Annotated in this window: 24 protein-coding genes; 15 read left to right on the top strand and 9 right to left on the bottom strand. The window is 63.8% G+C overall.

Annotation, left to right across the window (positions count from 1 at the left end):
• Nucleotides 1-54: 54 nt before the first annotated feature.
• The gene (locus NKI31_RS21680; protein ID WP_352519090.1) at nucleotides 55-1,059 is read right to left on the bottom strand and encodes a cytochrome d ubiquinol oxidase subunit II; all 1,005 of its coding nucleotides are present in this window, start codon (nucleotides 1,057-1,059) and stop codon (nucleotides 55-57) included.
• Nucleotides 1,060-1,166: 107 nt separating this feature from the next.
• Nucleotides 1,167-2,528 (bottom strand): cytochrome ubiquinol oxidase subunit I, encoded by a 1,362-nt coding sequence (locus NKI31_RS21675; RefSeq protein WP_023701933.1) that lies wholly within the window; start codon nucleotides 2,526-2,528, stop codon nucleotides 1,167-1,169.
• Nucleotides 2,529-2,797: 269 nt separating this feature from the next.
• On the opposite strand from NKI31_RS21675, the gene NKI31_RS21670 reads away from it, so the two are divergent.
• The gene (locus tag NKI31_RS21670) at nucleotides 2,798-3,724 is read left to right on the top strand and encodes an ABC transporter ATP-binding protein (protein WP_352652530.1); all 927 of its coding nucleotides are present in this window, start codon (nucleotides 2,798-2,800) and stop codon (nucleotides 3,722-3,724) included.
• Nucleotides 3,721-4,482, top strand: a complete 762-nt coding sequence (locus NKI31_RS21665) for an ABC transporter permease (RefSeq protein ID WP_023703863.1) — start codon at nucleotides 3,721-3,723, stop codon at nucleotides 4,480-4,482. Before NKI31_RS21670 ends, NKI31_RS21665 begins: the two co-directional genes overlap by 4 nt.
• Nucleotides 4,483-4,674: 192 nt before the next feature.
• Here NKI31_RS21665 and NKI31_RS21660 read toward each other — a convergent pair whose 3' ends face one another.
• A complete protein-coding gene (locus tag NKI31_RS21660; protein ID WP_023703862.1) occupies nucleotides 4,675-5,706 on the bottom strand; it encodes a phosphatidylglycerol lysyltransferase domain-containing protein in 1,032 nt (343 codons plus the stop codon).
• A gap of 133 nt (nucleotides 5,707-5,839) precedes the next feature.
• Here NKI31_RS21660 and NKI31_RS21655 point away from each other — a divergent pair, with 133 nt between their 5' ends.
• The 3 genes from NKI31_RS21655 to NKI31_RS21645 all read left to right on the top strand — a co-directional run bounded on the left by NKI31_RS21655 (nucleotide 5,840) and on the right by NKI31_RS21645 (nucleotide 8,598).
• Entirely contained in the window at nucleotides 5,840-7,102 is a 1,263-nt protein-coding gene (locus tag NKI31_RS21655; RefSeq protein ID WP_352652509.1) for a flavin-containing monooxygenase, read from the top strand.
• A gap of 333 nt (nucleotides 7,103-7,435) precedes the next feature.
• Entirely contained in the window at nucleotides 7,436-7,921 is a 486-nt protein-coding gene (locus tag NKI31_RS21650; RefSeq protein ID WP_023687520.1) for a MarR family winged helix-turn-helix transcriptional regulator, read from the top strand.
• Nucleotides 7,918-8,598 (top strand): GNAT family N-acetyltransferase, encoded by a 681-nt coding sequence (locus NKI31_RS21645; RefSeq protein WP_023732788.1) that lies wholly within the window; start codon nucleotides 7,918-7,920, stop codon nucleotides 8,596-8,598. The genes NKI31_RS21650 and NKI31_RS21645 overlap by 4 nt, the downstream gene beginning before the upstream one ends.
• Before the next feature lie 118 nt (nucleotides 8,599-8,716).
• On the opposite strand, the gene NKI31_RS21640 is transcribed toward NKI31_RS21645, so the two are convergent.
• Nucleotides 8,717-8,941 carry a hypothetical protein gene (locus NKI31_RS21640; RefSeq protein ID WP_023673272.1) on the bottom strand — a complete coding sequence of 75 codons (225 nt, stop codon included), beginning with the start codon at nucleotides 8,939-8,941 and terminating at the stop codon, nucleotides 8,717-8,719.
• 230 nt (nucleotides 8,942-9,171) lie between these two features.
• Between NKI31_RS21640 and NKI31_RS21635 the strand changes: the two genes are divergently transcribed.
• Together NKI31_RS21635 and NKI31_RS21630 are read left to right on the top strand one after the other, a co-directional pair.
• Complete coding sequence (locus NKI31_RS21635) at nucleotides 9,172-9,513, top strand: hypothetical protein (protein ID WP_023681268.1); 342 nt, start codon at nucleotides 9,172-9,174, stop codon at nucleotides 9,511-9,513.
• 4 nt (nucleotides 9,514-9,517) lie between these two features.
• Nucleotides 9,518-10,228, top strand: coding sequence for a phosphatase PAP2 family protein (locus NKI31_RS21630; RefSeq protein ID WP_023687516.1), 711 nt, complete (start codon nucleotides 9,518-9,520; stop codon nucleotides 10,226-10,228).
• Nucleotides 10,229-10,244: 16 nt separating this feature from the next.
• Here NKI31_RS21630 and NKI31_RS21625 read toward each other — a convergent pair whose 3' ends face one another.
• Nucleotides 10,245-10,436 carry a hypothetical protein gene (locus NKI31_RS21625; protein WP_352652508.1) on the bottom strand — a complete coding sequence of 64 codons (192 nt, stop codon included), beginning with the start codon at nucleotides 10,434-10,436 and terminating at the stop codon, nucleotides 10,245-10,247.
• A 79-nt stretch (nucleotides 10,437-10,515) separates the two neighbouring features.
• Here NKI31_RS21625 and NKI31_RS21620 point away from each other — a divergent pair, with 79 nt between their 5' ends.
• Both NKI31_RS21620 and NKI31_RS21615 read left to right on the top strand, forming a co-directional pair.
• Entirely contained in the window at nucleotides 10,516-10,785 is a 270-nt protein-coding gene (locus NKI31_RS21620; protein WP_023673276.1) for a helix-turn-helix domain-containing protein, read from the top strand.
• Between the two features lie 79 nt (nucleotides 10,786-10,864).
• Nucleotides 10,865-12,586, top strand: a complete 1,722-nt coding sequence (locus NKI31_RS21615; RefSeq protein ID WP_023692975.1) for a SulP family inorganic anion transporter — start codon at nucleotides 10,865-10,867, stop codon at nucleotides 12,584-12,586.
• Between the two features lie 18 nt (nucleotides 12,587-12,604).
• Here NKI31_RS21615 and NKI31_RS21610 read toward each other — a convergent pair whose 3' ends face one another.
• Nucleotides 12,605-13,462 carry an NHL repeat-containing protein gene (locus NKI31_RS21610; RefSeq protein ID WP_023692976.1) on the bottom strand — a complete coding sequence of 286 codons (858 nt, stop codon included), beginning with the start codon at nucleotides 13,460-13,462 and terminating at the stop codon, nucleotides 12,605-12,607.
• Nucleotides 13,463-13,578: 116 nt separating this feature from the next.
• Between NKI31_RS21610 and NKI31_RS21605 the strand changes: the two genes are divergently transcribed.
• Together NKI31_RS21605 and NKI31_RS21600 are read left to right on the top strand one after the other, a co-directional pair.
• Nucleotides 13,579-14,379, top strand: a complete 801-nt coding sequence (locus NKI31_RS21605) for a helix-turn-helix domain-containing protein (protein ID WP_023681272.1) — start codon at nucleotides 13,579-13,581, stop codon at nucleotides 14,377-14,379.
• A gap of 174 nt (nucleotides 14,380-14,553) precedes the next feature.
• Nucleotides 14,554-15,930 carry an adenylate/guanylate cyclase domain-containing protein gene (locus NKI31_RS21600; RefSeq protein ID WP_023728782.1) on the top strand — a complete coding sequence of 459 codons (1,377 nt, stop codon included), beginning with the start codon at nucleotides 14,554-14,556 and terminating at the stop codon, nucleotides 15,928-15,930.
• Between the two features lie 50 nt (nucleotides 15,931-15,980).
• Here NKI31_RS21600 and NKI31_RS21595 read toward each other — a convergent pair whose 3' ends face one another.
• From NKI31_RS21595 to NKI31_RS21585, 3 genes are all read right to left on the bottom strand, one after another.
• Complete coding sequence (locus NKI31_RS21595) at nucleotides 15,981-16,808, bottom strand: C40 family peptidase (RefSeq protein WP_023687509.1); 828 nt, start codon at nucleotides 16,806-16,808, stop codon at nucleotides 15,981-15,983.
• A 41-nt stretch (nucleotides 16,809-16,849) separates the two neighbouring features.
• Nucleotides 16,850-17,788: a CHAD domain-containing protein gene (locus tag NKI31_RS21590; protein WP_352652507.1), complete on the bottom strand. Its 939-nt coding sequence runs from the start codon at nucleotides 17,786-17,788 to the stop codon at nucleotides 16,850-16,852.
• 85 nt (nucleotides 17,789-17,873) lie between these two features.
• The gene (locus NKI31_RS21585; RefSeq protein ID WP_023681278.1) at nucleotides 17,874-18,371 is read right to left on the bottom strand and encodes a CYTH domain-containing protein; all 498 of its coding nucleotides are present in this window, start codon (nucleotides 18,369-18,371) and stop codon (nucleotides 17,874-17,876) included.
• 92 nt (nucleotides 18,372-18,463) lie between these two features.
• Here NKI31_RS21585 and NKI31_RS21580 point away from each other — a divergent pair, with 92 nt between their 5' ends.
• From NKI31_RS21580 to NKI31_RS21565, 4 genes are read left to right on the top strand one after another with little or no spacing between them, the layout of a single operon-like run.
• A complete protein-coding gene (locus NKI31_RS21580) occupies nucleotides 18,464-19,168 on the top strand; it encodes a CerR family C-terminal domain-containing protein (RefSeq protein ID WP_023681279.1) in 705 nt (234 codons plus the stop codon).
• The gene (locus NKI31_RS21575) at nucleotides 19,165-20,115 is read left to right on the top strand and encodes an HlyD family secretion protein (protein WP_352652506.1); all 951 of its coding nucleotides are present in this window, start codon (nucleotides 19,165-19,167) and stop codon (nucleotides 20,113-20,115) included. Before NKI31_RS21580 ends, NKI31_RS21575 begins: the two co-directional genes overlap by 4 nt.
• Nucleotides 20,112-21,032 carry an ABC transporter ATP-binding protein gene (locus NKI31_RS21570; protein WP_023673289.1) on the top strand — a complete coding sequence of 307 codons (921 nt, stop codon included), beginning with the start codon at nucleotides 20,112-20,114 and terminating at the stop codon, nucleotides 21,030-21,032. The genes NKI31_RS21575 and NKI31_RS21570 overlap by 4 nt, the downstream gene beginning before the upstream one ends.
• Entirely contained in the window at nucleotides 21,029-22,165 is a 1,137-nt protein-coding gene (locus tag NKI31_RS21565) for an ABC transporter permease (RefSeq protein ID WP_352652505.1), read from the top strand. The genes NKI31_RS21570 and NKI31_RS21565 overlap by 4 nt, the downstream gene beginning before the upstream one ends.
• The last annotated feature ends 2 nt before the right edge of the window (nucleotides 22,166-22,167 follow it).

Raw genomic sequence — 22,167 nt, 5'->3', positions numbered from 1 at the left:
ATGGCCGGCAGGCCAGAGGGGGGTGCCTCGCGCAAACCGCGATTAGAGAGCCCTTCAATCATACGTCAGATCCGTCGCCTTCCCGCCGAACACCCGATACGCATAGAACGAATAGAAGATGATCACCGGCAACACGACGACCGTGCCGGCGAGGATGATGGCCAGGCTTTCCGTCGCCGACGCCGCCTGCCAGATGGTCAGCCTGTCGGGCACCACGAAAGGATAGAACGACCAGGCAAGCCCGGCAAAGCCGAGCGCGAAGATGGCGGCGAGCGTCAGGAACGGCCGCAGCGCGTGGCGATCGTCGGGCTTGGGCAGGTGGAAGGTCTGCCGCCACAGCCACAGGAACAGCAGCGCCGACAGGATCGGCAGCGGCGACAGATAGAGCATTTCGGGCCAGACGAACCATTTGGCGAAGATGCGCGGACTGGCGAATGGGGTCGCCAGCGACACCGCCGCCATGCCGAGCGCGGTCAGCACCAGGGCTGTCCGCAGCCAGGCCACCGCCTTCCTCTGCAATTCGCCCTCGGTCTTGTAGATGACCCAGGCAGCGCCCATCGCTGCATAGGCCGCCGACAGGCAGAGCGCCACCAGCGCCCCGAAAGCGGTGCCGCCAAAACCGACATCGAGGCCGAGCACATAGACGCCGAGCATATAGCCTTGCGCCAGCGAGGCGATGACGGAACCGAGGAAGAAAATGCGGTTCCAGCGATGCTTCTTGCCGGCGGGCACCTTGGCGCGGAAATCGAAGGCGACGCCGCGCAGGATGAGGCCAACCAAAAGCACGAAGACCGGAATGTAGAGCGCGGTGAGGATGACGCCATGCGCCAGCGGAAAGGCGACCAGGAGCAGGCCGACGGCCAGCACCAGCCAGGTCTCGTTGGCATCCCAGAACGGGCCTATTGCCGCGATCATCGTGTCCTGCTCGGCATCTTCGGCGACCGAGAACAGGATGCCGATGCCGAGATCGAAACCGTCGAGAATGACGTAGATCAGGATGGCGAGGCCCATCAGGCCGGCGAAGATCAGGGGCAGCGCGGTTGGCCAGTCGAAGGTCATCGGTCTGTCATCCCTCTCATCAACGGTTCTGCCCTTCGCTATGGCTCCGGGCGTTCGTCATTCGAAAAGCCAAATCGTTGGCTTTTCGTCCGCTACGCGGACCATTCTCACTCCGCTGCGGCCGGTTGCGACATCGCCGTCTTCATCACGCCCGGCAGCGGCGAGGTGTCGCCGTCCTTGGCCGCCTTCAGCGCCAGGTGCACCAGCACGCCGAGATAGGCGATCAGCAAAAGCACATAGAGGATGAGATAGATGGCGAGCGTCAGCGCGACATGGCTGCCGGCGACCGGGCCGATAGCGTCGGCGGTTTTCAGCACGCCGGTGACCAGCCAGGGCTGGCGGCCGATTTCGGTGGTGTACCAGCCGGCCAGCGTCGCCAGCCAGCCCGACAGCGCCATCGGCACCATCAGCATGGCCAGCGGCCTCGGCAGGCTGTGGCGGCGCTTGAGGAAGAAGGTCGCCGACCACGAGACGATGAGCATCAAAATGCCGGTGCCGACCATGATGCGGAAGCCCCAGAACACCGGGAACACCGGCGGGTGCAGGCCAGGATAGTCGTTGAGCCCCGGCACGATACCGCTGGTCGAATGCCGCAGCACCAGGCTGGCGCCGTCGGGAATGGCGATCTCGAATTTGTTTTCCTTCGCCGCCTCGTCGGGCAGCGCAAACAGCACCAGCGGCACGTTGGGGCCGGTGTTCCAGTTCGCCTCCATGGCGGCGATCTTCTGCGGCTGGTGCTCCAGCGTATTCAGCCCGTGCTGGTCGCCGGCGAAGATCTGGATCGGGATCAGGATGGCGGCGGTGAAGACGCCGGTGCGCAGCGCCTTCCACATCGATTCCGACCGGTCGCCGGTGAGGTAGCGCAGCGCCGACAGGCCGGCGATCAGGAACGACACCGTCAGGCCGGAGGCAAGCAGCATATGCGTCAGACGGTAGGGCATGGACGGGTTGAAGACGATCGCCCACCAGTCGACGGGATGCGCCTTGCCATCGATCATCTCGAAGCCGGCCGGCGTCTGCATCCAGGAATTGAGCGCAATGATCCAGAAGGCCGACAGCGTGGTGCCGCCGGCGACCAATACCGTCGCCAGCGTGTGGACGCGGTTGGAGACGCGGCGGAACCCGAACAGCATGATGCCGAGGAAGGCCGCTTCGAGGAAGAAGGCGGTGAGGATCTCGTAGGCAAGCAGCGGCCCGGCGATGTTGCCGACCTTTTCCATATAGCCCGGCCAGTTGGTGCCGAACTGGAAGCTCATGGTGACGCCGGAGACCACGCCCATGGCGAAGGACAGCGCGAACACTTTCACCCAGGTGAAATAGGCGCGCATCCAGGCGGAATCATTGGTGGCGTTGTAGCGGAGCTTGAAGAACAGCAGCACCCAGCCAAGCGCAATCGTGATGGTCGGAAACAGGATGTGGAACGAGATATTCGCCCCGAACTGCATTCGCGACAGGATGAGCGGGTCCATGCGGGCTCCGGCTGCTGTTGTTGGCGCAGAATAGGCGGCGGATGCGGTCCGGTCAAAGCGGCTTGGCGTCACGCGGGGCGCGTTGTCGCAGCAGATGGGATCAATCCGTCAGTGCCCCGATACCCCCATGACGAAACGGCAAAAGGGGAACGTTTGTCCACAATAGTCAGCAGCGGCATTGACTTCGCGCCGTACGCACCGACATTCAGCGCAATAATAATCCCCGCCTCTTTCAAACAGTCGTTTTCGGCCTCATGTCTTCCACTAATTTGCCTTCCATCATTTCGATTTCCGGGGTCACCAAGACCTACGCCACCGGCTTCAAGGCGCTGAAGGAAATCAACCTCGACATCGAACGCGGCGAGATTTTCGCGCTGCTGGGGCCGAACGGCGCCGGCAAGACGACGCTCATCTCGATCGTCTGCGGCATCGTCAACCGTTCGTCGGGAACGGTGACCGTCGACGGCCACGACATCAACCGAGACTACCGCGCCGCGCGCAGCCTGATCGGGCTGGTGCCGCAGGAGCTGACCATCGACGCGTTCGAGAGCGTCTGGGCAACCGTAACCTACAGCCGCGGCCTGTTTGGCAAGGCGCCCAATCCGGGCTTCGTCGAAAAGGTGCTGCGCGACCTGTCGTTGTGGGACAAGAAGGACGCCAAGGCGATCACGCTGTCGGGCGGCATGAAGCGGCGGCTGATGATTGCAAAGGCACTGTCACATGAGCCGCGCATCCTGTTCCTCGACGAACCCACGGCCGGCGTCGACGTCGAACTGCGCCAGGACATGTGGGCGATGGTGCGGCGGCTGCGCGACGATGGCGTCACCATCATCCTCACCACGCACTATATCGAAGAGGCCGAGGCGATGGCCGACCGTGTCGGTGTCATCAACCGCGGCGAGATCATCCTGGTGGAGGGCAAGGCCGAACTGATGCGCAAGCTCGGCCGCAAGCGCCTGATCGTCGAATTGCGCAACCCGCTCACCGCCATTCCCGATGCATTCTCGCACTACGCCTTGGAGCTGTCGAGCGATGGCACACAGCTGACCTACACCTATGACAACCAGAGCGAACGCCCCGGCGTCGCATCGCTGCTGCGCGAACTCGAGACGGCCGGCATCCAGTTTCGCGACATGGACACGCAAAACAGCTCGCTCGAGGAGATCTTCGTCAATCTGTTGAGGCAAGAGCCATGAATTGGCGAGCAGTATGGGCGATCTACCGGGTCGAGATGGCGCGTGCGTTCCGCACCGTGCTGCAGAGCATCGTCTCGCCGGTGATCTCGACATCGCTTTATTTCGTCGTCTTCGGCTCGGCCATCGGCTCGCGCATCACCGAGATTGACGGCATCAGCTACGGCGCCTTCATCGTGCCCGGCCTGATCATGCTGTCGCTGTTGACGCAGTCGATCTCCAACGCCTCCTTTGCCATCTATTTCCCGAAATTCGTCGGCTCCATCTACGAGCTCTTGTCGGCGCCGGTGTCGTATCTGGAGATCGTCATCGCCTATGTCGGCGGCGCCGCGACCAAGTCGATCATCCTCGGCTTGATCATCCTGGCGACGGCCTCGCTGTTCGTGCCGCTCACCATCCAGCATCCGTTCTGGATGCTGGCCTTCCTTGTCTTGACGGCGGTGACCTTCAGCCTGTTCGGCTTCATCATCGGCATCTGGGCGAAAAGCTTCGAGCAATTGCAGCTGGTGCCGCTGTTGATCATCACGCCGCTGACCTTCCTCGGCGGCAGCTTCTATTCGATCAACATGCTGCCCGAGACCTGGCGCACGGTGACGCTGTTCAACCCGGTCGTCTACCTGATCAGCGGTTTCCGCTGGAGCTTTTACGGCAAGTCCGATGTCTCGGTCGCCGTCAGCCTGGGCATGACGACGGTGTTCCTCGCCATCTGCATCGCCATCGTCGCCTGGATCTTCCGCACCGGCTACCGGCTGCGCAACTGACCCTGCCGCTCTAAAGCGCGTCGCGCTTGAACGGACTCAGGCGACGCGCATTAGGTCTTTGTTTTTATGCATGTCGTTTGCTCAAATCGGGACCACTTTTGAGCGACATGCAAATAGGCGATCGCCCGTGCGCCGGTCAAATCAACAGTTTTGCTGAGGGCAAATTGGCCACGTTGGCCGCCACGGTTCTTGCTAGATCGCCTTGATGAGGCGCAGCAACCCCAGCATCTCGATCAGCCTGCCTTGGCGGAAGGCGATGTAGGTCGGTTCCTCGATGCCGTGGAAGCGGCGCTTGAACGCCGCCTGGCCCTTGAGGTTGAACTTGCTGCGGTTGACCCAGGGCGACTCATAGGCCCGCGCGAAGGCGTTGCGCCAGAAGCTCGATTCGGCAAAGCCGTTGGCTCCGACCTCGAGCATCGGCGACAGGCCGAGCGTGACGACCGAAATGCCCTCATTGCGAAACCGGTCGACGGCGAATTTGGTCAGCCCGATTTCGGCATGCGGCGAGGCATCGATGTGCTTGCGCTTGAACGAGGTGGTGTAGCCGATCACCTTGCCATCCCGGAACATCGGATCGAAATCGAGCAGAGCGACGAGCTCGCCTTCCGGGCTGTAGAGCACGAAACGGCGCATATCGATGCCGAGATGATCGGCAAAGGGGCGGTTGAGGAACGCCATCTCCCACCGCTTGACGATGCGGTCGGCCCGCCAGTTCTGTGACAGGCGCTGGACCTCGTCGAGATAGACCGCTCCTTCGCCAAAGGAAAACCCCTTCTTCAACAGCCAGCGTTCGGAATACCGCACGGTTTCGTTGCGCTTGCCGGAAAAATCGTGAGCCGGCAGTTCCAGCCGCGTGTCGACGCCGAGACGGTTGACCTGGTAGCCGAGCCCGGCCAGAACGCGCGCCGTCGGTTCGCCGATCTGCACGAACCACGGGCTGTCGGCGGCTTCGACAAAGCGCCTGATATAGTCGGGCCGATCGGCCGGATGGGCCACCGGGTCACCGAGCGCGAAATGGTGCTTCATCTTGGTGCCGAAGGCGATGTAGCCGTCGGCGTCGCCGAAATAGGACAGTTTTTGCTGCACGGCGGTCGAATAGGCCAGCGAGAAGTCGCCGTGCTGGCGGACAAGCGCCAGCCGCTCGACATGCGAAAAATCTTGGCGCGGCACCTTGGCTGCGGCGCCCTCCAGCAGTCTGTCGAGAAAGATGCGCAAGGAGGGCATGGTCGAGCTTCCGCGTGCCGATGATAAACAGAGGCTTGCCCCCAAGGCCTCGAATCAGTCGCATTGACGCGACCTCATTATCGATCATATCGCCCCTGTGCCATATGGGACGTGCCATATAGGACGGGTCCCCATGGCGCACCTGAAAGGAAATCTCGACCGAATGGCGGCTACGACAAGCGAAACGATGCCTATCGTCCTGGGGCCGAAAGGACCCGACTATACGGTTATCGTCATCGGCGCCGGAGCGGCGGGGCTGGCGGCCGCCGACGCGCTTGGCCGGCGCGGCGTGCGGGTCGTCGTGCTTGAAAAGGAGCCGCGGATCGCCGAACCGTGGCGACGGCGGCACGAGAAGCTGACCCTAAACACGCATCGCGCGCTGTCGACCCTGCCCGGCCTTGCCTATCCGCCCCGCACCGCCGCCTTTCCGAACAAGGATGCCATCATCGGTTATCTCGAGGATTTTGCCCGCGCGCGCGGCATAAGGGTCGAATTCGGCACCGCCGTCGAGCGGATCGAACGCAGAGGCAATGGCTGGCTCGTCCATACGGGCCGGGAAACGCTGAGCGCCCGCAATGTCATCGTCGCCACCGGCCGCGACCGCTTGCCATGGACGCCGGACTGGCAAGGCAAGGCGACTTTCACCGGCAAACTTAGCCACGCCGCCGATTTCGGCACAGCACAGGACTATGTGGGCAAAAGCGTGCTGGTGGTCGGGGCCGGAAATTCCGGCTTCGACGTGCTCAACCACCTCGCCCGTGCCGACACCAAGGCCATCTGGTTGTCAGCCAGGCAGGGTCCGTCGCTGATGCCGAAACGGATCGGCAAGGTCGCCGTGGCGCGCTTCGGCGGTTTCATGGCGATGCTGCCGACGTGGATTGCCGATGCCGCGATTGCCGCGACGCAGCGGCTGGTGTTCGGCGACCTCGCCCGCTTCGGCCTGCCGCCGGCGCCGAAAGGCGGCGCCAGCCGGCTCGGCGTCGAGCAGATCGCGATCGCCGTTGACGACGGCGCGGTTGCCGCGCTGAAGGCCGGATGGATTTCGGTGGTGGCGCCGGTGGCGGCTTTCGAAGGCGCCGGCGTGCGGCTGAACGACGGCACGGTGCTCGAGCCGGATGTGGTGATCGCGGCAACCGGCTATCGCACCGGCCTGGAGGCCATGCTGGGCGATCTCGGCGTGCTCGACGCCAAGGGCGTGCCGAAGGCCAATGGCGGCACCCCGAGCGGCCAGCCCGGCCTGTGGTTCATCGGCATGCGGCCAAGCCTGACCAGCTATTTTCACAGCGCCGGCCTGCAGGCCGAAGCGATTGCCCGTCAGATCGCCAAGGGGTGTAGACGAGCGCTTCTGGACGGAGAACCACCGCGCACTTCGGGCTGCTGCTATGGCGCGGACTAGTGGTTCAACGCATCTGCAAGACGGATCGAATATCCTGGCGATTGGCTGAAACGCCGATCCCGTCGTCATCCACGGGCGAAGCAAGGAGCGTAGCGACGGCGCAGACCCGAGGATCCATGCCGTGACTTCTGAACTACGCTGCGTTGCAGGTTCTGCTCCGCTGCTTCCACGGCCAAGGCATGATCCCTGGGTCTCCGCGACGGAGCTTCGCTCCTGCTTCGCCCAAGGACGACGAAGTTGAGATGCTTGCGGCCAACCTCCAAAGCAGGCGCTTGAACTCGTTCATTGCATCGTTATATAACATGTTATGGTTATCCAGGAGACGGACCACCCATGGAAGACATCATTCGATCCCTTGGCTACCTCACCCTCGGCAGCAGGCTGAAGCGCATCGGCGAGCAGTTGCAGGCCGATACGCAGCGCATGCTCGATGGGCTGGAGGTGCCGGTGCAGTCCAGCCAGTATCCTCTGCTGGCCGCGCTCGACCGGCTTGGGCCGCTGCCTGTCGGCGAACTGGCGCAGTCACTGGGGATCACCCAGCCGGGGGTGACGCGCAGCGTGGCGCTGCTGGCCGAGTTGGGGCTGGTCGAGGCCGCGCCATCGAACGACGACCAGCGCCGCAGGATGATCTCGCTGACCGCGAACGGCCAGCGCCTGGTCGATAAGGCGAAGCGGGACGTTTGGCCGCGCATCGAGAACGCCGTTGCCGACTTGTGCAAAGGCCTTGCAGGGCCGCTTCTCGAACAACTCTCGGCAATGGAGGACGGCCTGGCGGCGGCCCCGCTCGACCGCCGTGTGAAACAGGATGTCGCGCCATGAGCCATGTCCTCGATCGTCCGGTCTGGAGCGCGCTCGACACGCGGCATCGGATCTTTGCGTATGGCGACAGGCTCGCCAGGCGCTATCCCTCCTCGATCGTCCCCTTCGCGGCTTCCGGGGCAGACGACGCTGAGAGTCTGCAGGCGCTCGCAAGCCTCATTCCTGCAGGTGAGAGCGTGTTCATGCTCCAGGCGGACCCCGTTGCCTTGCCGCCGGAACTGACCGCGACCGTGACCGCCTTCGGCGTTCAGATGGTTGCCGAGGCGCCATTGCCTTCCGTGTCGGACGAGCGTGTGCAGCAGCTGACGCAGGACGACGCGGCCGAGATGCTTGCTTTGGCGTCACTGACCAAGCCCGGCCCGTTCACGCTCAAGGCGCTGAGCCTCGGCGAGTTCTGGGGCGTGAAAATCGACGACCGGCTGGCGGCGATGGCCGGCGAGCGCATGAAGCAGCCCGGCTACAGCGAACTCAGCGGCGTCTGCTCGCATCCCGAATTTCGCGGCAGCGGCCTCGGCCGGCTGCTGTCGGTGTTCGTGGCCAACCGAATTTTTGCGCGCGGCGAAGTTCCCTACCTGCATGCCTATGCCAGCAATGCCAACGCGGTTGGATTGTACGAATCCATCGGCTTCAGGCTGCGGGCAGAGATGAATGTGGCCGTCGTGCAGCGCGCCGGCTAGAGCGTTTCACCGTTTCACGGAAACGGCGAACCGCTCCTAGGCCTTTATTTTTACGCAATTCCGGACGGAAAACCGCTTCACACTTTTCCTGGAATCGCTCCAGGCCGCCTTGCGGGCCTCAGGCTGATTTCGGCTCCAACCGGCGGAAACCCACGGTTTCCATAAGCATATCTTCCTCGACCATGCCGGCATTGTGCAGCGCAAGCAGGTTCAGCGCGATCTCCCGCGCCTCCGCCGAATCGGGATGCACGTCGCGCCTGCGGCAGGCTTCGTCGAATACGCGTTGCAGCCTGGCGATGTCGTCGGGTTTCAGCAGGCCACGGTCATAGACGGACTTTGGCATGGCACTCTCCTCCAGAAGAGGTGGGGCGCCATGTTTAAAAGTCCATTCTTTTCCAATGCTTGAGCGCAGCTGCCTGGGTTTGCACGAATCCGACCGAGCGTGGCAGTCAGACCGCGATCGCGCTGCCATTCATTCAGCACCTCGGCCGTGGCCTGTTCCGCCGCAGTCTGCTTGACGTGCCGCCACGCTTGCGAAACAAGAGCTGCCACAAAGGACAGCGAGGCACAAAAGTGAGTTTCTGGGGACTGGCGCAGCTCGTCATTTCGACGGTGATCTTCCTGCTGGCGGCCATCGCGGCCAAGCAATGGGGGCTGGCGCCAAGCCTTGGCAAGATCGTGCTGACACTGGCGCTCTATACGGCGGGCAATCTGATGATGCTGCGGCTGGTTCGTGAGTTCGGCATGTCGGTGTCGTTCAGTCTGTCGGCGGTGATCCAGCTGGTGGCGGTCAATGTGGTGGCGCTGGTGTTCTTCGGCGAACGCGTCAATGCCTTGCAGGCGACCGGCATCGTGCTGGCCATCGCGGCGGTGGTGCTGATCTCGCTCGGGCCTTACCTGCAGGGGCGACTGTAATCCGATGAAGACCCCGCGTGCGTTCACCAACTGGCTTGAATTTCCGGTGCTGCTGGCCGGGCTGGTGATAGCCGCCGGGCTGTGGGGCTTCGAGGAACTGATGGAGGTGGCGCGGGCCACCACGCCGCACGCTTTCGATACTGAGATCCTGCTCGCTTTCCGAAAAGTGGGTCAGCCGGATGTTCCCGTCGGCCCGGCATGGCTGGAAGGCGCGATGCGCGACATCACCAGCCTCGGCAGCTCCAGCGTGCTGGTGCTGATCGTAACGGCGGTGATCGTCTACCTCCTGCTGATCCGTAGGCCGAGGACGGCGCTGCTGATCTTTGTCGCGGTGGCCGGCGGGCAGCTGCTGTCGACCTTGCTCAAGGCCGGCATCGACCGGCCGCGCCCCGATCTTGTCTCGCACCTGGCCAACGAGACGTCGCTGTCGTTTCCCAGCGGCCACGCGATGCTGTCGGCGGTGACCTATCTCACGCTAGGCTCGCTCGCAGCGCGCTTCCTGCCGGGACGAACGACGAAAATCTATGTCCTCAGCCTGGCGGTGCTGGTAACGCTGCTGGTCGGCGTCAGCCGCGTCTATCTCGGCGTCCACTGGCCTTCCGACGTGCTGGCGGGATGGTGCGCCGGCTTCACCTGGGCGACGCTGTGCTGGCTGGCGGCGCGAATGCTGCAGCGGAACAAGGCGGTGGCCGATGGCAACGAGCCCGAAGACTGACGATCCGGAGCGACATTCAAATCAGCCGGTTGATCAGCCCGTGTCCGCAGCCTGCCAGCAGAAAAACCGCCGACAGCAAGGCTGCCGACGTCGTCAAGGTCCTGAAAATATTCGACTGATATTTCCCCGCCAGTAAGAGCCAAGGCGGTAGCGTAGCATGCTCATCCCGTATCCCGCCATCCGGCTTTGTGGAGAGATCATGTTTCATGCATGCTTTATGATGGTTGAAACATCACTATGATTGTATTACACGTCGTCTCCGCAGACTCAGACGGGGGTTCCGACCGATGATCACTGCCGCCCAGATGCGCGCCGCGAGGGCGCTGGCCGGCATCGATCAGAAGACGCTCGCCGAGCGTGCCGGCGTTTCGCTTCCGACAATCCAGCGCATGGAAGCGAGTGACGGCGTGGTCAGGGGTGTGGTCGATACGCTGATGAAGGTTATCCAGGCTCTCGACGAGGCCGGGGTGGAGCTCATCGGCGAGAACCAGACCAGCGAGCGCGGCGGCCGGGGCGTGCGCCTCAAGCCGGTCGCGCCGCCGAACCCGCAAGGCTGAGCCGGCATATAGTCGCGACGGCGACCGCCGACAGTCCTGCCGACGATCCCGCCGCCTTCACGCAAGCGGAAGGCAGTCCATGGATCAGATCCGGCGGGCAGTGCATCAACCGGCCCAGAAGTCGGCAAAGCCGACATTTTCAGAGCTGTTCACGCCCAAGCTGGTGACGGTCTGGCGCGAAGGTTACCGCCTGCCGCAGTTCAAGGCCGACTTCATGGCCGGGCTGACCGTCGCTATTGTCGCGTTGCCGCTGTCGATGGCGATTGCGATTGCTTCGGGCGTGACGCCGGAGCGCGGCCTGTTCACGGCCATTGTCGGCGGCTTCATCGTCTCGGCGCTCGGCGGCAGCCGCTTCCAGATCGGCGGCCCGGCCGGCGCCTTCATCGTGCTGGTGGCGGCGACGGTGCAGCGCGAAGGCGTCGACGGACTGCTGCTGGCGACGATGATGGCCGGCATTTTCCTGCTCGCCATCGGCTATCTCCGGCTCGGAACCTATATCAAATTCATCCCTTACCCGGTGACGGTCGGCTTCACCGCCGGCATCGCAGTCATCATCTTCTCCGGCCAGATCGTCGAACTGTTCGGGCTGAGGCTTGCCGGGCCGGAGCCCGGGCCGCTGCTGCCGAAGCTGATGGCGATCGGCCACGCGGCCGGCACGCTCAATATCTCGGCAACGCTGGTGGCGGCGCTGACCATCGCCACCATCGTCGGGGTGAAGCGCTGGCGGCCCGGCTGGCCGGGCATGCTGATCGCCGTCGGACTGGCCTCCCTTGTCGTGGCGCTGCTTTCGCTGCCGGCGGAAACGATCGGCACCCGCTATGGCGGCATTCCGCGCAGCCTGCCGTTGCCGGCACTGCCGGCACTCAACCTCGACAAGGCGCTTGCGGTGCTGCCGGATGCGGTGGCTTTTGCGCTGCTCGGCGCCATCGAATCGCTGCTCTCGGCCGTGGTCGCCGATGGCATGACCGGGCGGCGTCACCGTTCCAATTGCGAACTGGTGGCGCAAGGCTTTGCCAACATCGCGTCTGCCCTGTTCGGCGGCATCTGCACCACCGGCACCATCGCCCGCACCGCCACCAATGTGCGGGCCGGCGCGCATGGGCCGGTTTCCGGCATGCTGCATTCGCTTTTTCTGCTGGTCTTCATGCTGGTGGCCGCACCAATGGCGAGCTACATCCCGCTTGCCGCCCTTGCCGGGGTGCTGGCGGTTGTCTGCTGGAACATGTTCGAGAAGCAGGCCTTCGCCACGTTGCTGCGCGCTTCGCGCGGCGACGCCCTGGTGCTGATGGCAACCTTCCTGATCGTCGTCTTCCGCGATCTCACCGAAGGCATCGTCGTCGGCTTCGCGCTAGGCTCGATCCTGTTCATCGACCGCATGGCCAAGTCGATCGCCGTGGAGGCGGATTTGCCGCTGGTGCAGGACGATGTCGCCGACAGCAGCGGCCGCGCCTACGATGCAAGCGAGGCAAGCGACGCCGACACCGTCGTCTATCGCATCTCCGGCGCCTTCTTCTTCGGCGCCGCCTCGACTGTCGGCACGGTGCTCGACCGCATCGCCGACCAGCGCAAGAACTTCATCCTCGATTGCTCGGCGGTGCCGTTCTTCGATTCCACCGCGGCCAATGTCATCGAGGGCGCGGCGCACAAGGCGAAGCGCGCAGGGGTGCGTTTCATCATCGCCGGTGCCTCGCCGCAGACACGGCGCATGCTGATCAACCACGGCGTCAAGCGGCCGCTGGTGACCTTTGCCGCCTCGATCAAGGATTCGCGGGCGCAACTCAAAGCCGCGCCCGCTGGCTGAGCCGGCAAGTGTGCGCCGTCAGTCCAGGCTCAGCACCGCGATCTCGCCCTCGTTCATCAGCGGCACGAAGATCCGCGTGCCGTCTGTGCCGATATCGGCGCTGCCCGGCTTGAACTGCTCTACAGCCTTCGGCGCCTCGCCGACTTTGTACCGATAGAGCGTGCCGGTCATGAAGGCGGTGGCGTAGATGCTGTCGCCGATGGCGACGACGCCGTCGAGGTCGGCAAAGTTTTGTGCGCCAGGCAGCGGCGTCACGGCTTTCGTCGCGAGATCGACCGACAGCAGGCCCCCGGGCGCGGCAGTGCTGAAGTCCGGCTTGATGCCCTTGCCCCAGGACGCCACGATCAGCCGATCGCGATCGGCAAAGATGCCGTTGGGTGCGGCGAGCTTCGCATCCTTCACGAACAGTTCCGGCTTGTCGCCGTCAATGCGGTAGATCGCATCGGCCAGCATGTCGGTGACATAAACCTTGCCCGAACTGTCCGATGTCACGTCATTGAGGAAAACGGCGCCGGGCACATCGATCGTCGAGATGAGCTTGCCGCTGGCGAGATCGACGATGCGCACCTTGGTGATGTCGGCGACGTAGAGCTTGCCGCCAGAGATCGCCGAGCCCTTCGGTGCATCCATGCCGGCGGTCCAGTGCCGGCTAACGACCTTGCCGTCCAGCGACAGCACCGAGAGATAGCCGTTGCCGTCGGCCTCCCCGGGATTGCCGACGATGTTGGAGACGATAATGCGATTGTTGGCGGCATCGAACAGCGCCGATTCGGGTTGCTCGAAGCCCGAGGCGCGCCAGAGTTCGGCGGCCTCGGCCGCAGGCACGAGCGCGATACCGAAGGCGGCGAGACAAATAGAGGGGATGAGGGTTTTCACGGCCAGGTCTCCTGTGGTGGATGGCGGAGAGCTAGAGATGTCGATACTTTTCCGGAAGGGCGATTGCCGCTAGTATCGAAACGCGATACCAAACCGCGAGAAAAGAGGTGCATTCCATGAACGGCCTGATCTTCGAGGCGCTGAAGCGGACGCTGAAGGCCAAGGGCGTCACCTATCGTGAGCTAGCCGGGCGTATGGGCATTTCCGAGCCGACGGTGAAGCGCATCTTCCACGAGCGCAACTGCAAGCTCGACCGTCTCATCGGGATCTGCGCTGCCGCCGGCGTCGAGCTGGAAAACGTGCTGGGGTCGATGAACCGGGGGCCGGGACCGGTCAATCGCATCGCGCCGGAGATCGAGCGCAAGCTCGCGGGACGGCCGGCGCTGCTGTTCATCTTCGTCATGCTGTCGGAGAAGTTCACGCCCGAAGGCGTCATGCGCTCGCAAGGCTTGAGCGAAGCCTCGATGTTCCTTTATCTGCGCGATCTCGAAGCGATCGGCCTGATCGCATTGGGCAGCGGGCTGTCGGCACGGCTGCTGGTCGACACACCGATCCAGTGGAATTTCGAAGGGCCGCTCAGGCCGCTATTCGAGATGACAAACAAGAATTTCATCGGCTGGGCGATCACCCATCTGGAGCGGGAAGCGACCTTCGTCTCTTTCTCCAGGCGGATGCGGCCGGAGACGGCGGAGATGGTGAAGCGCGAGGCGGAGGAACTGGCCGAGCGCGCCAAACTGCTCGCCCATCACGACCAGCACACGACGCCGGAAGACGGGCTGACCGGCTACAAATGGACGTTTGCTTTTGGCGCAACCCCGTTTCCGGCGATCATGCCGATCGGCCCGCACCCCAGGGATGCCGGTGCGTCCGACCGGCCCACCGCTCCGGCAAAGGGACGCCGCCCGTTGCCGGCCTGACTGGGCCATCATCCGAGCAGGATTGCATCTGGCGGCTGAGCTTGTCGCGCTCCAGTCCGGAGGTGCTTCAAAAATGAAGCCACATTCATGATAGAGTTCGCGCGCTGATTTGCCAGACTGTACGGGGCGGGTTTGCCGAATGCGTGACCGTCCCCGCAAAATCGAAGTGATCCTATGCCGACCGCGCCAACACTTGAACTTCGCCGCTATTCGCGCCTGAAAAATTTGCGGGAGCGCGCAGAACGCCAGGGTGCTGCATTGCAGTTCTGGGCGCGCACGGCATCGCTCGCCGTGATCTCCTGCTTCTTTTCCTTGATCAGCCGCTGGGATGCCTCGCTGCTCTTCGTGCTGGCGGGCCTCGCGCTGTTCCAACTCGTCGGCCTGATCCAGTTTCGCTTTGCGCGCCGTCGCAACGCGCCATGGTGGATCGGTTACCTCGTCGGTACGCTGGACATCATTCTGTTGACCGTTCTGCTGGTAACGCCCAACCCGTTTTCCCTCGAGGTCGCGCCGGCCGCGATGCAACTGCGCGAGGGCAGCTTCAAATTCCTGCTGATTTTCGTATGCCTTGGCGCGCTGACCCTTTCGACACGATTGGCGCTCTATCTCGGCGCGCTCGCGGCCTTGACGTGGACGATCGGGGTGGGATGGGTGGTTTTTCATGCGGGAACCGTCATTCCGGCAACGAACCTCTATTCGCTGCCGCTGACAGAGCGACTGAATCTCTATCTCAACCCCAATTTCGTCGATACGTTCGCGCAGGCGACCAATGTGTTGGTTGTGCTGATTATCGGCGCGATCATGGCGCTGGTCGTCTCTCGTTCCCGACATCTGTCGGAAGACTATGTCAAGGCGGAGCGCGCCCGCGCCAATCTCGCCCGGCATTTTTCGCCCAATGTCGTCGACCAGCTCGCCACGGATGACGAGCCCTTCGGCCCGGTCCGCCGGCAGGATATCGCGGTGCTGTTCGCCGACATCGTCGGCTTCACACACTATTCCGAGGATCATCCGGCCGAAGCAGTGTTCGAACTACTGCGTCAGTTCCACCGTCGCATGGAGCAGGTCGTCTTCGACCACCATGGCACCGTCGACAACTATATCGGCGATTGCATCATGGCGACCTTCGGGGTTCCGCAAGCCAGCCATGACGACGCAACCCGGGCCATCCGGTGCGCTGAAGCGATGATCGCCGCTATCGAAGACTGGAATGTCCAGCGTGTGTCCAGAGGATATCCGCCGCTGGACGTTCGGATCGGTGCACAATATGGCGCCGTCGTCCTCGGCGCGGTCGGCAGCGAGCGCAACCTGTCCTTCGCGGTGGTGGGCGACACCGTCAACGTCGCCAGCCGTTTGCAGGCGCTCTGCCGGGAGCTTCAGGCGAATATTTGCTTTGGGTCACGACTGATCGAGGCCGCGAAGGCGGAATCGCCAACGACACGGTTGAATGCGCGCGATCATGGACCGGTTAGCATCCGCGGCCGGGACGAACCGGTCCATGTCTGGGTCGAACACAGGGCCGAAAACCAGGGCGCTATTGCGGTTTCGGCGTGATGCAGGCCGCCATGTGAGACGCCTGAACCTCATGACTCAGGCCGAAGCCATCACGTGTCTGAGGCGATTGCGCCAGCCTTCGCGGCTGCGGCGTCGGTGCCTGCCTTGTCCTCCCAGGTCACCGCCCGGTAGTCGAAACCAAATTCCAGCGTCGGTTTCACGATGCGGAAGAAGGGCGACAGGTCGAAGTCGCGCGGCGTGTAGAGCGAGTGGTGGCGGATGTGCAGGATTTCGCGGCGCGAATAGTTCGACTGCGCCGAGGCGCGGCCGGGCGCGCGGGTGATCTCGGGCAGGATCGGGTAGCGGATCTCACCATAGGCTTCGGCGATCAGCGTCGAGCAAATGGCGCGCGTCGGATCGCCGGAACCGAAAGCCAGCATGCGGCGGCGCCAGCGCACCGGCACCGGTGGCGTCGGCAGGAAAAAGCGCAGCATGTCGAAGATGTTCTTGAGATCGTATTTCAGGCCGAGCTTGCCGATCATGAAGGCGACGACATGGTCGCGGTCTTCCGGCGCCAGCCCGCTCGCCCGGCAGATACGGGTGTTGTAGGTGCGGTAGCGCGACAGCGGCACGGCGACACAGCCTTCGCCTAGCGTGACTTCGATCAGCCGACGCCGTTCCGATCCGTCCTCCGGTTCGGACAACGCATCGCCGATATAGAAGGCCGCATGCGACCAGGTCGACTGTGTCAGGTATTTGATGGCCGCGGAGATCTTCTGGTTGCCTTCGATGAGCAGGATGTCGCCGGGTTCGAGCGTGCGCCGCAACGTCTCGGCGTCGGACGGCGTGTAGGGCTCATAGCCCGAGGATTCGTCCTGCAGCCGGCCGGCAAGCCAGCGGCCAAGTCGGTCGAGAAGCGTGTCGCGCGGCGCGGTCATGGTAAAGTGTGACTAGCACGAGGTGACGTCCTCGGCCATGATCAACCGACCGGGACCTCTTTCGACAATACCGGGCCGGCGAGGTCGTCGCGCACATTGCGCGCGAGTTTCTTTGTCGAGCGCTTGGGGCTGTCGCCGAACAGCTCGGCCGCTCCGGCGAGGCAGCTCTTCTTCAGGCTTTTTTCCGAGCGCTTCAAAAGCTTGCCAAGAAGCCTTGTGTCCTGCGCATCGCCGAGCGGCTCACCGTCGGCCTCGAGCAACACGCGCATGACGAAGACGTCGTGCAGTTCGCCGAGCCTTTCGCCCAGTTCGTCGACCGCCTTGCGCCGCACCTTGATCGGCGTCGGCCACAGCCGGCCGAGCAGCGACAAATGCATCGAGTGGGTCTTGGCAGCCTTGCGCAGATCGTGGAAATCCTCTGCTTCGCCGCGCGATCCCGCCCGGTCCAGCGCCTTCCTGGCACGGCGCAAGGTCTTGCGAGCGCCTTCCGCAAGCACATCGGCTGCATGCTCAGGCAGATCGGGGAGCAGCAGCCGCTCTATCCTGATGAGGCCTTCCTCGCAGGCGGCGGTGGCCGCGCCTATGGCGGCGTTGAGGCCGGCGCCGGCATGCATTTCATGCTGGCGGGCAATCAGCCGGTCGCGCACGCTGTCGAGGCCGCCGCCGGCAACCTGCTCGGGAAAGGCGGCTGCCAGCCGGTCGACGGTCTCGACCAGCGCGGTCGCCTCGCGCGGCCCGGCAAGCAGCGCCGCCACCTGACGGTAGCATTGGTTCTCAGTCCGACAGAATGTTTCATTTCCGGAACGGACCAGCCGCAGCAAGGCGCGCGCGCTCTTCAGCCGCTTGCGGCATTTGTGCAATGCCTGCTCCGGCTGGTCGCGCGCGACGGCCAGATGGGCAAGCGCCTTGCCGATCTCCTCGCCAAGGATACGCCTGACCTCGCCGGTCAGCGGCAGGCGCGGATCGATGCGAAAGCTCATGCGGCGATCTCCGGAATCCCCCTAGAGCATGATGCCGAAAAGTGTGAAGCGGTTTTCGGACGACATCATGCTCCATCTCTTTTGATTAGAGCCGGATTCCGATTTTAGGTCGACCCGACCTAAAATCATCCGGCTCTAGGGCGAGCGACGCGTTGTAAAATCTCTGCTCGCCGGTCACTTCGCGGCCGAGCCAATCGGGCAGCATTTCGTCAGGTACATCCTCCGGCGTCTCCAGTTCGGCCACCACAAGGCCGGCTAGGATCCCGCCGAAAACATCGACTTCGTAGAGATAGCCGCGATGCCTAACATGGTGGCGTGTCTTCTCGATGACATGTCCGATGGCGAAGGCCAGCATCTCCTCGGCATCAGTCAGAGGAATTTCATATTCGTATTCGTCGCGCTCGCGGATCTTGCTGCCGAATTTAAGCGTCAGCTTCGCCGAACTGCCGTCGCTGATGCGCACGCGCACGGTGCGGCCAGGTGCTGCGGCAAGATAGAACTGGCGAATGCGTATATTCGCCTCGGCCATTTCCAGCCATTCGGCGCTGGAGACCAGGAACTTGCGCTCGACTTCCTTGCCCATGGCCGCGCACTAAAGCGTCTGCGGCTCGACATGGCAAGCGGCCGTAGATAATCAATTTGACTTTAATCAATCGATTGATTAAAGACGCCGACATGATCAAATCCGCGCCCGACAAAATGCCCCGCCAGGAGACATCGCCCGCCGAGCAGACGCGCGCCGCACTGGTGCTGGCCGCGCTCAAACTGTTCGGGCGGCAGGGCTTCGACGGCACCTCGACGCGCGAGATCGCGGCGGAGGCGAAGGCCAACATCGGCTCCATCGCCTATCATTTCGGCGGCAAGGAAGGGCTCCGCGGGGCCGCCGCCGACCACATCGTCGAGACCATCCAGGCGGTTGCCGGCCAGGCGCTCGGCGGCATGCAGCTGCAAGGTCAAGCCAGTTCAGAGACGGCGCGGGCGCAGCTCTCGACCGCATTGGAGCGGATGGTAGGATTTATCGTCGCCCGGCCGGAGGCGGGCGATATCGTACAATTCGTACTTAGAGAGTTGTCGCATCCGACGGCCGCCCTCGACCGCATCTATGACGGGGTGTTCGAACCGACGCATCGCCGCCTCTGCCAGATCTGGGAACAGGCGACGGGCGAGCCGGCCGAAAGCGAGGCCACCAAGCTCGTGGTCTTCACGCTGATCGGCCAGGTCATCTATTTCCGCATCGGCCGCGAAGCAGTGATGCGTCGTATGGGCTGGCGCGAGATCGGTAACGCCGAAGCCGCCAAGGTGGTGGCGGCGGTCACAAGCAATCTTGGCGCCATACTGGCGGCCCGAAATCCGGTCGCCCGCAAGGAGGGCAAGCGATGAGTTTTCTCTGTTCCCTGCCGCTCGCGGCCCAGCTGTTCGGCGCCTGCGCGCCGGCAGCGCCGCTTGCCGTCGGCTATGTCGAGGGCGACTATGTCTTGCTGGCGCCGATCGAAGTGGCGCAGGTCGAGACCGTCGCGGTCAAGCGCGGCGACCGTGTTGTATCAGGCACGCCGGTGGTGACTCTCGAAAGCGCCGACGCAAAAATCGCCGTCGCCCAGGCAGAGGCCGCGCTCGCCCAGGCGCAGGCGCAGCTTGCCGACCTGCAGATCGGCAAGCGGCCGGAGGAGATCGCGGTGCTGAAGGCCGAGGTCGACATGGCCAAGGCCCAGGCCACGGATGCCAAGCGCAAATACGACCGCGCCGCCGACCTGTTCAAGCGCGGTGCCGGCACGCAGGCCGACTACGACACCGCCGCCGCGACGCTGGAGACAGCCAATGCGCAGGTCGGCCAGGCGCAGGCCAACCTCGCCGTCGGCGGTCTGCCTGCGCGTCCCGAAACGATCAAGGCGGCAGACAATCAGGTCAAACAGGCGCAGTCGGCGTTGGAACAGGCTGAGTGGCGGCTATCGAAGCGCGTGCTGGCGGCACCCTCGCCCGGCCGCATCAATGACGTCATCCGCAATCCCGGCGACACCGCTGGTCCGACCGCGCCTGTCATTTCGATGTTGCCGGACGGTGCGGTAAAGCTCAGCGTCTATGTCCCGGAAAGTGCGTTCTCGTCGATCAAGGTCGGCACGCTGCTTGTCGTCCATTGCGACGGCTGCGGGCCGGAGGTGAAGGCGCGCGTCAGCTATGTCTCGCCCGACCCGGAATTCACCCCGCCGGTGATCTACTCGCTCGAGAACCGGCAGAAGCTGGTCTACCTCGTCGAGGCGCGGCCTGAGGGCAAGGCGCAAGCGCTGCAGCCGGGACAGATCGTCGATGTCGAGCTGGCGGCCTCAAAATGAACGCCATCGACGTTCATGGCCTGGTCAAGCGTTTCGGCGACAAGACCGTCGTCGACCATGTGACAATGACGGTGGCCGAGGGCGAGATCGTCGGCTTTCTCGGGCCCAACGGGTCCGGCAAGACGACGACCATCCGCATCATGTGCGGCCTGCTGACGCCCGACGAGGGCGAAGGTACGGTGCTGGGTTTCAACATCCGCACCGAGTCGCTCCGCATCAAGCGCGAAGTCGGCTACATGACGCAGAAATTCTCGTTCTACGAGGATTTGACGATCGGCGAGAATCTCGAATTCGTGGCGCGGCTCTACCGACTGAAGCCGGTCGAGGAGCATGTGTCGAAAACGCTGGAAGAGCTTGGCCTGACGAGCCGCCGCAACCAGCTCGCCGGCACGCTGTCGGGCGGCTGGAAGCAGCGGCTGGCACTGGCCGCCTGCATCATGCACAAGCCGAAGCTGCTGCTGCTCGACGAGCCGACCGCCGGCGTCGATCCGAAGGCGCGGCGCGAATTCTGGGACGAGATCCACCGGCTGGCGAGCGGCGGTCTGACCGTGCTGGTGTCCACCCACTACATGGACGAAGCCGAGCGCTGCCACCGCATCAGCTATATCTCCTACGGCAAGATGCTGGCCACCGGCACGGTGGACGAGGTGGTGACGAATGCCGGTCTGACCACCTTCGTGCTGCAGGGACCGCGCCTCGACCAGGTCGCCGATGCACTCAGGGACCGGCCCGGCGTCGACCAGGTGGCGCCGTTCGGCGCGACGCTGCATGTCGTCGGCTCCGACAAGGCAAAGCTCGAAAAGGCGCTCGCCGATGTCGAGAAGGAGCACAAGGGTGTCAGCGTAAAACCCGGCGAGACCAGCCTTGAGGACGTCTTCATCCAGTTCATGTCCGGCTCGAAGGACAATATGGCATGAACAGCGTCTTCTCCTTCGCCAGGCTAGGTGCGCTGCTGATCAAGGAATTCATCCAGATGCGGCGCGACCGCATCACCTTCGCCATGATGCTGGGCGTGCCGCTTTTGCAGCTGGTGCTGTTCGGCTACGCCATCAACAACGATCCCAAAAGCCTGCCTGCCGCACTGGTGGCGACCAGCAACGACCCCTACACCCGCGCCATTGTCGCAGCCCTGCAGACCACCGGCTACTACCGCTTCGACCATGTCGCGCATAATGCCGAGCATGCCGAATTCCTGATGGCGCGCGGCGATGTCGCCTTCGTCGTCACCATCCCGGCCGATTTCGGCCGCCGGGTGGAGCGTGGCGACAATCCGCAGATCCTGATCGAGGCCGACGCAACCGACCCGGCCGCCGCCAGCGGCGCCATCTCGACGCTGAGCAAAGTGGCCAGCCAGGCGCTGCTTCGGGCGCAAGGCATGCAGGAGGCGGCGAGTGAGGCCGCCAGGGGCCGGCTCGATGTGGTGGTGCACCAGCGCTACAATCCGGAAGGCATCTCGCAATACAACATCGTGCCCGGCCTGCTCGGCGTCATCCTGCAGATGACCCTGGTGATGATGACCTCGATCGCGCTGACCCGCGAGACCGAGCGCGGCACGATGGAAAACCTGCTGGCGATGCCGTCCAGCCCGTTCGAGATCATGCTGGGCAAGGTGCTGCCCTATCTTGTGGTCGGCGGCGTCCAGGTGGTCGTCGTGCTGGCGGCGTCGAAGCTTCTGTTCGCCATTCCTTTCACCGGCTCGATGTCGCTGCTGCTTGCCGCCGTGCTGGTGTTCGTGCTGGCGCTGGTGCTGCTTGGCTACACCATCTCGACCATCGCCCGCACGCAGATGCAGGCGCTGCAGCTGACCTTCTTCTTCTTCCTGCCGTCGATCCTTTTGTCCGGCTTCATGTTCCCCTATCGCGGCATGCCGGGCTGGGCGCAGACCTTCGGCGAGATTTTCCCGCTGACGCATTTTCTGCGCATTACCCGCGCGGTGATGCTGAAGGGCGCCGAACTGCCGGCGGTTGCGGGCGAGATCGCCTGGCTGGTCGGGTTCGTGGCCTTGTTTGCCGGCGTCGCATTGGTGCGGTTCAGGCGCACGCTCGACTGAGC

Source organism: Mesorhizobium sp. M0659 (genome assembly GCF_040320605.1).
In the GTDB taxonomy this organism is placed as follows: Bacteria; Pseudomonadota; Alphaproteobacteria; order Rhizobiales; family Rhizobiaceae; genus Mesorhizobium.
This window is presented reverse-complemented; position numbering and strand designations above follow the sequence as displayed.